We start from the raw sequence: 12,574 nt of genomic DNA, 5'->3' as shown, positions 1-12,574 counted from the left end.
AGGGGTCAGTCCCCTTTGCGTCCCATTGTCAGAATTGTTTTCTAATTCAAAGGGGTCTGACCCCATTGTGCAGACCCCCTTGCGGATAAGATAATTATTTCATTCCTTGTTAAACAGCTTGTCCTGTCTTCCTTCATATGGATTTTTAATGATGAGCGGCTTCATAAATTCAGCCACCTTTTCCACTCCATCCATGCGGCTCATCGTCACATCTTCATGTTCATAACTGAGTGAACCATCAAATCCTACCATAGACAATTCGGTAATCAGCCTTTTCCACTCCACCTGTCCCCAGCCTGGGATTCTGAATCTGTACGTATGATCCAGCGCTGACATATCGCCGTGCATCAGGGTTCCGCCTAATGCGATATTTTGTTTTGCTAATTCGGCATCCTTGGCATGAACATGAAAAATGCGGTCTTTTAATCTGTCAACTGCAACAGCGGGATCGATCAGCAGATACAATATATTTGCAGGATCCAGATTATATCCGAGTGCAGGGTGATCGTTTACCAGTTCCAGCGCCCTTTCCGCCGTATGAATATCATAGACAAAACTGTTGGGATGAATTTCAATTGCGAATTTGACTCCATATTCCTGAAACTTATCCAAAACAGGGGTGAAACGCTCTGCAAACTGCTCTTCGTACTCACTCCAGCCCTCCCCATATGGAAAGAAGAAGAATCTTCCCCAGTTTTCCACGCCCGGATAACCCACAACAATCGGGACCTCCAACGCATTTGCCGCCTGGGCTGTCCGGATCAGGCTTTCTGTACCATGTCTGATCTTTTCTTCTGCGGACCCTTTATATATAAAGTCAGTTTCCTTTCCCGACGGCCCCATGATTAAAAATGAATCTGCGTGATTGCTCAGCGCCTGAATGCTCATGCCGTAGCCAGCAACCATTTTATTAATGTTTTTTGCTGTATTTCCCTTTATAACATCGATCGTTTCTAACTGCCCGTTTCCTTCATATGCAGGTATTTCTAAAGTTTCATACCCATACCGGGACACCAGTTTTACCACTTCTTCAAGTGGTTTTTCACTAAAATTTGCTGTAAAAAATCCTAATTTCATTTTTTTCCTCCTTTTATTGAGTAAAATATAGCCCATTTTCAAAAAATCTGTTATTATCAATTCATAATCCTTGGACAGAAAGGCAGATAATTAGTATGTATTATATTGAACGCAAAAGTAAAATTCTCAAATTACTCCAGGATGAACATAGTGTCAGCGTGGACTCTCTGGCTATTACTTTTAATGTTTCAAAAGAAACAATCCGGCGTGATCTGCGTCAAATGGAAAGTGAAGGATTATTAACAAGGACCCATGGCGGTGCTGTCCCATTAACCACAGCATTTACAGCGCCATCTCCTTCTTCACCGGAACTCCCCGTGGACGTCCGCGGCACTTTTAATAATGATTTAAAACATTCTCTGTGCAAAAAGGCGGCTTCTTATATTAAAGAGGGGGATAATGTATACATAGACAACAGCTCAACCACAGTATATCTGGCCCAATATGTACCGGAAAATATCCAGGTTACTTTTATTACAAATTCCATCTCGTTTCTGATCGAGTCCTCACAACTGAATAATCCAAATCTCACCTTTGTTTGCCTTGGCGGGATATTGAATACAAACAATTTATCCACATACGGGAATATTGCGCTTCATAACTCTCATGATTACTATCCGAACAAGGCTTTTTTGTCCTGCACCGGCATATCCGAAGAGAGGCAGATTACCGATTCCAGCATCAATGAGGTGGATATCAAAAAAGAAATGATTCACAGGGCAAAGGAAGTCTTCCTTTTATCCGACCATACGAAGTTTAACAAAAACGGACAGATTTTCCTTTCCAATATCGAAAATATCCACCACATTATTACAGACCCTATTGTGGATTCTTACAGTCACAACTTCATCGACCGCTCGCATACCGATATCATCTTTGCTGAATAGTGGTAACAGTTCAGACAAGCCTGAACTGTTACAAACAATATTACTTTTCGGAACCGTTTAAAACCATCTGTAAAAGTACAGCTACAATAATAATCGCACCCTTAATTGCATCGACAAGAAATGAATTTACGCCCATCAGATTCATCATATTGTTGATAATCCCAAGGGTAAGTGTTCCCAGAACGGTAAATCCAATCTTTCCCTTTCCTCCGGCCATGCTTGTACCGCCAATAACGGCTGCTGCGATGGCATCCATTTCATAGCTCGATCCCGAGGACGCTGAATTCACGCTTCCCAGTCTGGATGTTTCCACAATCGCCGCAATCACTACCAATAATGATAAAATCGAGTATGCAAAACATTTTACTTTGACCACACGCACGGTTGCCAGCTCCGCTGCCTTTTGATTACTTCCCACTGCATAAATGTGTCTGCCTGTTGCTGTATGCTGTGCAAACAAATAAACAATAACCGCGCACACAATCCATACAACGATTGGCATTGGAATCACACCAAACAGCTTTGAATTGGAAATAGAAAGATACGAATCCAGTTTATCCCCCGCTGCCGTTAAACCGCCGCCATTCAGCCAGTACTGCGCCACGGAACGATAGATGCTCATACTTCCCAACGTGGTAATAAACGCAGGAATTCTGAATTTTGCAACCAGCAGCCCCGTAACACTTCCCAAAATGAGTGCCATTACAACGCCTGCTGCCAGAGTTAACACAATGCTCTGGGTCTGATTAAATACCTGTATAATTATGACACCGGTAAATGCCAGCTGTGAACCTACGGAAAGATCAATCCCGCCGGTTATTATGACCAGCGTCATTCCCAATGCAATTATTCCAATCACTGCATTGTTTCTTAATATATTTATAATATTATTAAACGATAAAAACATTCTCCCCTGAAGAATCACCGCCAGCACAAATAATGCGGCAAATGCAAGCAATGCGCTGTTGTCTCCTGCCCATTTTTTCCAATCTCTGTCTTTCACTTTTGCCTTCATATTTTCACCTCATTTCCTGTATTGTACCGCCGGTAGCGGCTATCATAATGTCCTCTTCATTGGCCTCTTCACGAGAAAACTCTTTTCGCATCTCTCCATGGAACATAACGTATATCCGGTCACAAAGCATTAATACTTCATGCGCTTCACTGGAAAGGACAACAAAACTGACTCCCTGTTCTGCCAGCTTCATAATAATACTGTAAATCTCCAGTTTCGCCCCGATATCAACTCCCTGCGTCGGGTTATCTAAAATAACCAGTTCCGGATTTGAACTGAGAGCCCGCGCCAGCATTACTTTCTGCTGATTCCCTCCGGAAAGGCTCGTGATCAGGTCATCTGTATCTTTTACTTTAATATTTAACTGCTGCACATAATTTGCGACCAGCTTTCTGTCTTCTTTATGACTGATAAAAAGGCCCTTCCTGATTTTATCAATAATAGAAATGGTAGCATTTTCACCGACACTCAAGTCTTTTATGATCCCATTTTCCTTCCTGTTCCTGGGCAGATATGCTACTTTTGCTTTTTTAGCCTTCTGGACATGATTCATTTTACATTCCATATTATGTAAATAAATCTTTCCGTTATAGTCCTTATTGCACCCGTAAACCGTGCTCATAAGTTCAAAGCGGCCATCTCCAAGCAGCCCGGTTATACCAACTATCTCGCCTTTTCCAACTGAAATATTAATATCTTTAAATTCACGATCACGTGACAGATTTTCCGTTCTCAATATCTCTTCGCCGATCGTTCTGGCCTTATACAATTCATCATAGTTAAGGTCTTTCCCCACCATATACCGCGCAAGATCTTCCTCTGTAATATTCCCATCAACTTTACCGGCCTGCACTACGCATCCGTCCCGCATAATCGTATAGCTGTCGCAGATTTCTACTACTTCATTCAATTTATGAGAAATAAAAATAATACTGACGCCCTGTTCTCTCAGGTTATTCATGATTTTAAAAACATGCTCAATTTCTACATTTGTGAGTGCCGTGGTCGGTTCATCCATAACAATCACCTTTGCTTTTTTCATCAGAGCTCTTGCAATTTCGATGACCTGTTTATAGGAAGCATTCAGATCAGATACCATGGTCTTTGGATCCAGATTAATATCCATCATATCCAGAATCTCTTTTGCCTTTTCATACATCGGCTTTTTTGCCAGTTTCCCGCTCTTCTTTATTTCACACCCCAGAAAAAGATTTTCAAAAACATTCAGGTCATTTATCAGTGCCAGTTCCTGATGAATAAATGCAATCTCAGAACTTTGTTCCACGGCAGACCCATTTACGTGCATGATTCTTCCTTCTACAGCAATCTCTCCTTTGTTTCCGGGAATAATTCCTGTGAGGATATTCATCAGGGTCGTTTTACCTGTACCATTCTCGCCCAGAAGTGCATGAATACTTCCCTTTTCGAGCAGGAAATCCACGCCATGGAGTACTTCATTTTTTCCGTATGATTTTTCAATCCCCTTCATCTGTACAACGTAATCACTCATTCTAATCACCTCTGTTCTAAAAACGCCTGAGCAGCTTACTCTCAGGCGTTTTATGATATTATTTTATAGCTATGAGCACTTAGTGACCGTATTTTGGTCACTTACGTGCGATGCATAAAAAGTAGTTGGCAAGGTTTTTTCGAGCCTTACTGCTTTTTAATATGGTGAATCCGCATTTATATAATCAGCAACATTTGATGAATCTACTGTTTCCGGCTCAAGTATTGTATCTTTCTCAAATTCCTCGCCCTGCTGGATCTTCTGCGCAAGTGCAATTGCATCCGCAATCATGGTCGGGCTGTATGTTTCTGTGAAGCAGTTAATCGCATCTTCTGTCTGGATTTTCTGATACCATGACTGCGCACCGCCGCCTCCGGAGATGTATTTGATATCTGATCTCCCAGCTTCCTGAACGGCTTTCAAAATACCAAGTGAAGGCTCATCATCAATTGAGAATACCGCATCAATCTCCGGGTTTGCAACCAGCATATCTGTAGCCATTTTAAGTCCTGCTTCCTGTGTGAATCCATCTGCCGTTACCTGGATCAGCTTGATGTCCGGGTAGCTCTTTTCCATTTCACTTGTAAATGCTTCTGTTCTCTCCACGCTTACAGAGCCGACACTTGGTGCTGACATCACCGCGATCGTACCTTTACCCTCCAGAACATCACCTAAGTATTTTGCGCCTTCACGGCCGATACCCGCATTGTCCCCTGCCAGATATGCCGTGTAATCACCGGTTACTTTTCTGTCAAATACGATTAAGTTAATGCCTGCATCCACAATTTTCTGTGCTGCAACAGACACTTCGTCGTTATGCGGCAGAAGTACAATGGAAGTACATCCCAGAGAAATTAATTCTTCAATATCATTTGCCTGTCCGTTTACGCTGTCAGATGTCATAATTTTATATCCGGAACCTTCCTCCAGACCCAGCTCCTTTACTTCTTCCTGGGCAGAGTAGATACAGCCTGCCATCCATCCGTGATCCGCTGCAGGAAGAGCAATTCCGATCAGCCCGTCTTCCGTATTCACTGTTCCTTTACTGTCTGTTTCCTTCGCATCCGCTTTGTCTGCGCTGTCTTCCTTCTTCGTGTCAGTTCCTGAAGCATCTGATTTTCCACTGCCGCACCCGATACACATTGTAACTGCCATCGCTGCGATTAATAACGCTGATATGATTTTCTTTTTCATTTCCACTACCTCCTTTTATGTATGTGAAACTCTAAGATTTCCTTTTTCTTTTCTTGTTCTGACAAGTTCTTCATGCGCTGTTTTATCATATATACAACAGCCAACCTTGCTCTGCTGGATCAGTAATTCCAGGCAGCTGTCACATAACAGACAGTATTTAATCTCATCTTCTTTTCCTTCTGCCAGTTTCTTAGGAAGGAACGGATCTGCAAATGACTGGCGTCCAAGTCCCACCATATCTGTCACTCCGTTCTCAATGCACCATGCGCCGTAGTTTAAGAGATTGCTCTCCTCCGGTGTGGTTGCACACAGATCATTCTTTCCGCTTCTGAATGGAGAGAAGTTAGAACCAATGACTACGGTTTCCGGTTTCAGTGCTTTTCTGAACTCTTTTGCCCAATACTGATGCAGGTAAGCATAATATGGAACATGTTTGTCAACCTGTGTTAAGCCAACTGTAATGGACGGGCTTCCTGCAGACTGGATGATGAAGTTTGCCCCTCTGGCCTCCAGGCCCTGAATCAGCTGAATCGGTTCTGTAAGATCCATTATCGGTGAATCAGGTCCCTCTGTACCAAACCCGCCCGGGAATCCTTCCCATGCAGAAATCTTGGATCCAACCAGGAAATTCGGGTCCGGAACTGCTTTTCTGATTCTTTCGATTAACTCAAAAGCAAAGCGGCTTCTGTTTTCCCAGCTTCCTCCGTATTTCCAGTCCCTGCTGTTATGTGGGCGGATCATCTGACATCCGAGATATCCGTGGGACAGCTTCATATCAATTCCATCAGCCCCTGCTCTGTAGGCAATCTCCGCTGCCGTTACAAAAGAATCCATAATTCTTTCTACATCTTCTTCTGTAAGCAGATCCCCGCCGTATCCCGGCAATGGATTGGGAGTTACCCTTCTGGAGAACTCCGGATTAGAGATCTCTCCGGAATGGGTCAGCTGAAAGATAAACAATGTCTCCGGATTAGCCTCATGTACTCTTCTGACAAATTCGGTCAGCGGTTTTTCATTGTCCGGCATAATCGTCAATTGATTATCTCTCGCCCTGCATTCCCTCGTGACCGTGATTGCTTCTAATGAAATTAACCCTGCACCTCCTTTTGCAAGATCACAGTATCTCTGGATAGTCTCTTCTGAAGGGTTTCCTGTTTCATCTTCTTTGTTGCACTCCATTGCCTGAATAAAAAAACGGTTCTGCGCAACTCTGTTTCCAATTTTAATTGGCTGTAATAATGTTTCTTTGTAAGACATTATAATTGCTCCTCCTTTGGCCTCTTGTTTTTGTTTATAACCGAATACTAACACACTTGTCCTATTTTTACAACAAATTTGCACGTTTTTATTTCTTTTTGTCTGTTATTCACAAATATCAACTTCTGTTTTTGTGTGTATTCCACATATTTGAAACTATAACTTGCGTTTGTGCCCGTTTAGTGTTAACATTCAGTCATAAACAAAACCCAGCATGCTTGTTTTTTAGTATGTAGAAAGGAGAAAACATGATTAATACACTTACTCTTAATCCAGCCATTGACAAACTTCTGTTTTTGCCCGAATTTAAAAAGAACATCACCAATCGCTTACATAGTGATGATGCTTCTATGGGCGGAAAAGGAACCCATGTCTCAATGAATCTGTACAATATGGGGATCAAAAACAAAGCATACGGAGTTGCATATGGCGATACAGGCGCCAGAATCATACAGATGCTCGAACAGTACGGTATTGAAGTACATTTTTTACAGAAAAGCGAAAAAAACAGCCGCACCAACTATATTATCATCGAAGAAAATGGCGATTGTTCCACCCTGGCTTCTCCCGGTGTTTTACTCGATAAGAATATCATCGACGAAATCACTGCTTGTCTTATAGAAGAACTGGAACCCGGAGACTCTCTTATTTTGTCGGGTGACACCAGCAATTGTTACGATCCCTGCGTCTACAATTATATGCTTCAGAAACTGAAGAAAAAAAGAATCCGGATATTCCTGGATGCAAGCGGCCCGACCCTGGAAAAATGCCTGGACGCATCGCCTTTTTTAATCAAACCCAACCAGGATGAGCTTTCTCAATTATGCAGGCGGGATCTGCAGACAGAAGAGGATATCGTTTCAGCTATTGAATCATTATCCAGTTACCACATCCCAATCATCGCGGTTTCCCTTGGCGGTGACGGATCCATTGTCAAATATAACGACACCATCTATCGGGTTATCCCGCCAGAGGTTTCCGTCTGCAATACTATCGGCTGCGGCGACTGCTTCCTTTCAGGCATGATTTACGGCATTGAAAAGAAATATTCTATCGAAGAGACGCTGACCTTTGCCACTGCCGTCTCCGCCGCAACCGCAGAATCCAGATTTTCCGTCGGCTTTGATATGAAAAGGTCAGAGGAATTAGCCGCACAGGTAAAAGTCACAAAAATGAATTAATTATAGAAAGAAGGAATAAAAATGTCAAACTTATCTTATTACGAAATGCGTAAGGAAATGTGTAAGGTCGCAAAAATGATGTGGGACAAAAGGCTTACCAACGCAGCCGGTGGAAATTTTGCAGTCCGGGTGGATGAAAACAGAATCCTGATCTCTCCATCCCTTATGTCCGAAAGAAACCACTGCGAAATGGAACCGGAAGACTTTTTATTAATCGACTACGATCAGAACATCTTAGAGGGAACAGGAAAACTCTCCAGAGAGGGCTTAATGCATGTGCTTATCTTAAGCAATTTTAAAGAGATCGAGTGTACGATTCATGCACATCCATTCTATTGTATGCCATTTGTAGCAGAGTCAAAACCCATCCCCAATGTTACAGAGGCTACCATGGGGCGCGGCGAGGTTGGCTGTATCGAATGGACCAAAGCATATTCCGAAGAGCTTTCACGCAATGTATATCAGTATTTTGAAGACCACAGAGAAACTGCCGAGAAAAAACCAATTGGAATGATTATGCCCAAACACGGGGTGGTCGTGTCCGGTCCAAGTGTTTATCTCGCGTATAGTATGTTAGAAAGAATCGAATGTGATGCTTTCTGCACAATCACAAAGTCCTTAATTTAAAAGCAGGTATTCTTATGTATATAGAAGAGCGGCATGAACGGATAATCAATACTCTTCAATCAACCGGACGGATTGATGTAAAAAAACTTGCAGATACTTTTCATGTTTCTAAAGAAACGATTCGAAGAGATTTAAACATTTTAAGTGAAAACGGGCTGCTGCTGCGTACCCATGGCGGAGCTGTTTTAAGCAGGCAGGAGCAGGTCCCGGCTTCAGCTTCCGAGACGCCTGTCAGTATCCGGACCGTGCAGAACACATCCGCCAAAGAGACGATATGCAGGTATGCGGCAAAATTTATCAATGACGGAGACACCATATTCGTAGACAACAGTACAACCTGCGTCTACTTATATAAGAATCTCCCCCCTGAGATGCAGGTTACTATTATTACAAATTCTATTTCCTTTTTAGCGGAATGCGCAAAGGTAGTGAACCCGAATCATACGGTGGTCTGTTTAGGCGGTATATTAAAAAATTCCAATTTATCTTTTTACGGAAATATAACCATGAAAAACGCAAAACAATATTACCCGAACAAGGCCTTTATCTCGTGCACCGGAATCGCCTCCAAATCCCGTATTACGGACTCCGGAGTGCAGGAAATCGATATTAAACGGTTTCTGATAGAAGCATCCAAAGAAGTGTTTCTATTAGCCGATGAAAAAAAATTCCAGCCAATCGGTCAGATTTTCCTATGTGAGTATTCCAATATTGATTATTTAGTCACCACACAGGATGCCGATTACGATTATCTGGGCTTAAGCGATTCCGAATCCGCCAAAATACACATTGCACCATAATGGAGGTTGCCTATGAATATAATAGCTTTTGATATAGGCGGCAGCGGAGGGAAAATGTTCCTGGGTAAATTTACCGGAAGCAGCATCTCCCTTCACACACTTCATCGTTTTGAACATGCCGCTGTTTCAGTAAACAATGGATTATACTGGGATGTAATAAAGATATATCAGGAATTATGCAAAGGATTAAAGAAAGCAGTTGAAGAGACCGGCGATCAGATCGACTCCTTTGGAATTGATTCTTTTTGCAATGATTTTGCGCTGGTTTCCCCGGAGGGAAGTTTAGTAACACAAATGCACAGTTACAGGGATGAACGGACAACCAGGCATCTGGAAGAGCTTTATCGGATTATGCCGGAAAAAGAATTATATCAGGCAACCGGAAACCAAAATGCCCCGTTCAACTGCCTGATGCAGCTCGGAACAATGGTTTTGCAGAATCAGACACCTCTTTTCCAGGATAACACACTTTTATTTCTGCCCGATCTGCTGCTGTACTGCATGACCGGGATCAGAAAAACGGAATATACAATCGCATCTGTCAGTCAAATGTTCGACTTTTCCGCAAACGACTGGAATCAGGAAATCTTAAAAAAGTTCTCAATTCCACAGGACATATTTGCTCCCATTGCATTTCCCGGCAGTTTACTGGGAAAAACAGCCGGAACATTTAACCAGGAACTTGCGACAACCGGCTTTCCGGTTGCGACTGTTTGTGAACATGATACCGCCTCCGCATTCCTCGCCTCATCAGGCCTGCCCGGCTCCGCCATTATCAGCTGCGGGACATGGTCAATCGTAGGTGCCGAGACCAGCGCTCCCAGAATCGATGACTATGGTTACAAATATAATATCGCAAATGAAGGCAGTATCAAAGGTCATCACCGGATATTGAAAAATGTGATGGGAACCTGGCTGCTGCAGGAAATCAGGGCAGAATACAGACTGCAGGGTATTGACTACTCCTATACCGAGATGGAGACCGCCGCTCTTTCGGCATCTCCTTTCGCCTATCTCATCGATGTGGATGACGAAATATTCTATTCACCCGGGCAAATGACAGAAAGGATACAGCAGTATTGTTTGCGCCGCTATGGAAGCGCCCCTTCTGCGCTCGGTGAACTGGTCCGCTGCGTAAATGAAAGTCTGGCAATGAAATACCGCTGGAACATCGAAAAAATAGCCGGCTTAACCGGTATTAAGTTCGAAACCGTAAACATGATTGGCGGCGGTTCGCAAAGCAGCCTCATGTGCCAGTTTACGGCAAACGTAATGAATTTACCCGTTATTTCCGGTCCAGCGGAGGCGACAGCCCTTGGAAATATAATCGTTCAATTAATGGCTCACAAAAAAATAGATACTATTGCGCAGGGAAGAAAACTCATCAGCGATTCGTTTGCTGTTAAGAACTATTCACCAATCGACGCACAGGAATGGGAAAAACAGTACCAGGCATTCAAAAATAGTTTTTTATTATAGGTATTTTTTTATTGTAAGGTAGTTTTTTATTATAAGAAAGAAGGGCTTTTATTATGAAAATTTACAGAGCAGGGATTATCGGTACCGGCTTTATAGGTGCTGTACATATCGAAACACTTCGAAGACTGGGAAACGTAGATGTCGTGGCATTAACTGATAAATGCAATGCGAAAGAAACCGCGGAGAAGTTAAATGTTCCGTTTTTCTTTTCTGACTATAAAGAGATGATCGATACCATGGATCTGGACACAGTCCACATCTGCACCCCGAACAACACACATTACGAAATCGCAATGTACGCCATGGATCACGGCATCAACGTCATCTGCGAGAAACCAATGTGCACGACTATCGAAGAAGCAAAAGCGCTCGTGGCAAAGGCCGCCGAAAAAGGGCTGGTAGGCGGGATCAACTTCCACAATCGTTTCTATCCAATGAACAATCATTTAAAAAACATCATACAGGATGGAGAGCTTGGCAGCATTTTTTCAATAACAGGCAATTACACACAAGACTGGCTCCTATTTGATACCGATTACAGCTGGAGATTAAGCTCAAAAGAATCCGGGAATACCCGTGCAGTAGCCGACATTGGTTCCCACTGGATGGATCTGGCGGAATACGTGACAGGCCAGAAGATTGTAGCCGTCAATGCCGATTTCTCAACCATCCACGCAAAAAGAAAGAAGCCGAAAAAGACTGTACTGGCATTCTCAAAAGAAATCTTTAGCGAGAAGGACTACGAGCCGGTTGATATCGATACCGAAGATAACGCAAATGTGCTTTTCAAATTCAGCAATGGCGCAATAGGAAGCGCTTTCTTCTCACAGGTAATCGCCGGAAAATCGGTAGATATCAATCTGCAGATCGGAGGCTACAAAAAATCTGCCGAATGGCACAGTATGAGCTGCAATCAGCTCACCATCGGCAACCGCGACAGTTACAACGAAACCATTGAAAAGGGAATCGCAACCGTACATCCCGAGACCAGGCCGCTGATTGCCTATCCATTCGGGCATGCCGAAGGTTTTCCGGACGCATTCAAACAAAGCTTCCGCAGTATTTACAGCCACATCGCCGATCCTTCCGGTTCCTATGAGCATGCCACCTTCGAAGACGGCCTGCATGAAATGATATTATGCCAGAAGATCTTTGAAAGCAATCAAAAACAAGGCTGGGTCGGGATATAGTTACGAGCTTTCAGTCTCGTTGACGGACGGGGACGCTCAATGACAGGGATCCCAACCTGGGAACGAGTTCCTACCGACCGGATGAACCAGCTTACCGGGAGCCGGGACGGACTGTGAAAAACACCTGTCCTGTTGGAAATGCATTAAGCGAGCCCTAGCAGCAGTTAGAGGAAATCCGCAAAATCAGCCTGAAAAAAGCTGCTTCCGAAGCAGCTTTTTAGAACGCCTGAGGCGTTTAATCATCAGATTAAACGGTGAATGCGTTCGGTTCAGACTGATTTTGCGGATTTCCTCTTACTGCTGCTTGGCGCAGCGGCCTGTATTTCCAACAGGACAGGTGTTTTTCACAGTCCGTCC

General features: G+C 43.3%; 11 protein-coding genes. 6 read left to right on the top strand and 5 right to left on the bottom strand.

Going from position 1 to position 12,574, the window contains the following annotated elements:
• Nucleotides 1-99 precede the first annotated feature (99 nt).
• Nucleotides 100-1,077 (bottom strand): sugar phosphate isomerase/epimerase, encoded by a 978-nt coding sequence (locus HMPREF0240_RS19865; RefSeq protein ID WP_009005195.1) that lies wholly within the window; start codon nt 1,075-1,077, stop codon nt 100-102.
• 95 nt (nt 1,078-1,172) lie between these two features.
• On the opposite strand from HMPREF0240_RS19865, the gene HMPREF0240_RS19860 reads away from it, so the two are divergent.
• Nucleotides 1,173-1,964, top strand: a complete 792-nt coding sequence (locus tag HMPREF0240_RS19860) for a DeoR/GlpR family DNA-binding transcription regulator (RefSeq protein ID WP_009005194.1) — start codon at nt 1,173-1,175, stop codon at nt 1,962-1,964.
• Nucleotides 1,965-2,004: 40 nt separating this feature from the next.
• On the opposite strand, the gene HMPREF0240_RS19855 is transcribed toward HMPREF0240_RS19860, so the two are convergent.
• The 4 genes from HMPREF0240_RS19855 to HMPREF0240_RS19840 all read right to left on the bottom strand — a co-directional run bounded on the left by HMPREF0240_RS19855 (nt 2,005) and on the right by HMPREF0240_RS19840 (nt 6,940).
• The gene (locus tag HMPREF0240_RS19855; RefSeq protein ID WP_035314303.1) at nt 2,005-2,979 is read right to left on the bottom strand and encodes an ABC transporter permease; all 975 of its coding nucleotides are present in this window, start codon (nt 2,977-2,979) and stop codon (nt 2,005-2,007) included.
• Between the two features lie 4 nt (nt 2,980-2,983).
• Nucleotides 2,984-4,489 carry a sugar ABC transporter ATP-binding protein gene (locus HMPREF0240_RS19850; RefSeq protein WP_035314301.1) on the bottom strand — a complete coding sequence of 502 codons (1,506 nt, stop codon included), beginning with the start codon at nt 4,487-4,489 and terminating at the stop codon, nt 2,984-2,986.
• 156 nt (nt 4,490-4,645) lie between these two features.
• The gene (locus HMPREF0240_RS19845; protein WP_035314299.1) at nt 4,646-5,683 is read right to left on the bottom strand and encodes a substrate-binding domain-containing protein; all 1,038 of its coding nucleotides are present in this window, start codon (nt 5,681-5,683) and stop codon (nt 4,646-4,648) included.
• 15 nt (nt 5,684-5,698) lie between these two features.
• Nucleotides 5,699-6,940, bottom strand: coding sequence for a 2,4-dienoyl-CoA reductase (locus HMPREF0240_RS19840; protein ID WP_035314297.1), 1,242 nt, complete (start codon nt 6,938-6,940; stop codon nt 5,699-5,701).
• Nucleotides 6,941-7,188: 248 nt separating this feature from the next.
• Between HMPREF0240_RS19840 and HMPREF0240_RS19835 the strand changes: the two genes are divergently transcribed.
• From HMPREF0240_RS19835 to HMPREF0240_RS19815, 5 genes are read left to right on the top strand one after another with little or no spacing between them, the layout of a single operon-like run.
• Nucleotides 7,189-8,121, top strand: coding sequence for a 1-phosphofructokinase family hexose kinase (locus tag HMPREF0240_RS19835; protein WP_009005191.1), 933 nt, complete (start codon nt 7,189-7,191; stop codon nt 8,119-8,121).
• 21 nt (nt 8,122-8,142) lie between these two features.
• Nucleotides 8,143-8,748, top strand: a complete 606-nt coding sequence (locus HMPREF0240_RS19830) for a class II aldolase/adducin family protein (RefSeq protein WP_009005190.1) — start codon at nt 8,143-8,145, stop codon at nt 8,746-8,748.
• Nucleotides 8,749-8,762: 14 nt separating this feature from the next.
• Nucleotides 8,763-9,548 (top strand): DeoR/GlpR family DNA-binding transcription regulator, encoded by a 786-nt coding sequence (locus tag HMPREF0240_RS19825; RefSeq protein ID WP_009005189.1) that lies wholly within the window; start codon nt 8,763-8,765, stop codon nt 9,546-9,548.
• A gap of 12 nt (nt 9,549-9,560) precedes the next feature.
• A complete protein-coding gene (locus HMPREF0240_RS19820; RefSeq protein ID WP_035314295.1) occupies nt 9,561-11,027 on the top strand; it encodes a rhamnulokinase family protein in 1,467 nt (488 codons plus the stop codon).
• Between the two features lie 53 nt (nt 11,028-11,080).
• Nucleotides 11,081-12,217 carry a Gfo/Idh/MocA family oxidoreductase gene (locus HMPREF0240_RS19815; RefSeq protein WP_009005187.1) on the top strand — a complete coding sequence of 379 codons (1,137 nt, stop codon included), beginning with the start codon at nt 11,081-11,083 and terminating at the stop codon, nt 12,215-12,217.
• The last annotated feature ends 357 nt before the right edge of the window (nt 12,218-12,574 follow it).

Origin of the sequence: Clostridium sp. D5, from assembly GCF_000190355.1 — a bacterium.
GTDB classification, from domain to species: domain Bacteria; phylum Bacillota; class Clostridia; order Lachnospirales; family Lachnospiraceae; genus Faecalicatena; species Faecalicatena fissicatena_A.
The sequence above is the reverse complement of the archived record's forward strand: the minus strand, read 5'-3'. Positions and strand labels throughout refer to the sequence as shown.

Bases quoted from the DNA above. Each gene is read 5' to 3' on its own strand.
- HMPREF0240_RS19850 (WP_035314301.1), bottom strand. From the start codon at position 4,489: ATGAGTGATTACGTTGTACAGATGAAGGGGATTGAAAAATCATACGGA.
- HMPREF0240_RS19865 (WP_009005195.1), bottom strand. From the start codon at position 1,077: ATGAAATTAGGATTTTTTACAGCAAATTTTAGTGAAAAACCACTTGAA.
- HMPREF0240_RS19830 (WP_009005190.1), top strand. From the start codon at position 8,143: ATGTCAAACTTATCTTATTACGAAATGCGTAAGGAAATGTGTAAGGTC.
- HMPREF0240_RS19855 (WP_035314303.1), bottom strand. From the start codon at position 2,979: ATGAAGGCAAAAGTGAAAGACAGAGATTGGAAAAAATGGGCAGGAGAC.
- HMPREF0240_RS19840 (WP_035314297.1), bottom strand. From the start codon at position 6,940: ATGTCTTACAAAGAAACATTATTACAGCCAATTAAAATTGGAAACAGA.
- HMPREF0240_RS19835 (WP_009005191.1), top strand. From the start codon at position 7,189: ATGATTAATACACTTACTCTTAATCCAGCCATTGACAAACTTCTGTTT.
- HMPREF0240_RS19825 (WP_009005189.1), top strand. From the start codon at position 8,763: ATGTATATAGAAGAGCGGCATGAACGGATAATCAATACTCTTCAATCA.
- HMPREF0240_RS19815 (WP_009005187.1), top strand. From the start codon at position 11,081: ATGAAAATTTACAGAGCAGGGATTATCGGTACCGGCTTTATAGGTGCT.
- HMPREF0240_RS19845 (WP_035314299.1), bottom strand. From the start codon at position 5,683: ATGAAAAAGAAAATCATATCAGCGTTATTAATCGCAGCGATGGCAGTT.
- HMPREF0240_RS19820 (WP_035314295.1), top strand. From the start codon at position 9,561: ATGAATATAATAGCTTTTGATATAGGCGGCAGCGGAGGGAAAATGTTC.
- HMPREF0240_RS19860 (WP_009005194.1), top strand. From the start codon at position 1,173: ATGTATTATATTGAACGCAAAAGTAAAATTCTCAAATTACTCCAGGAT.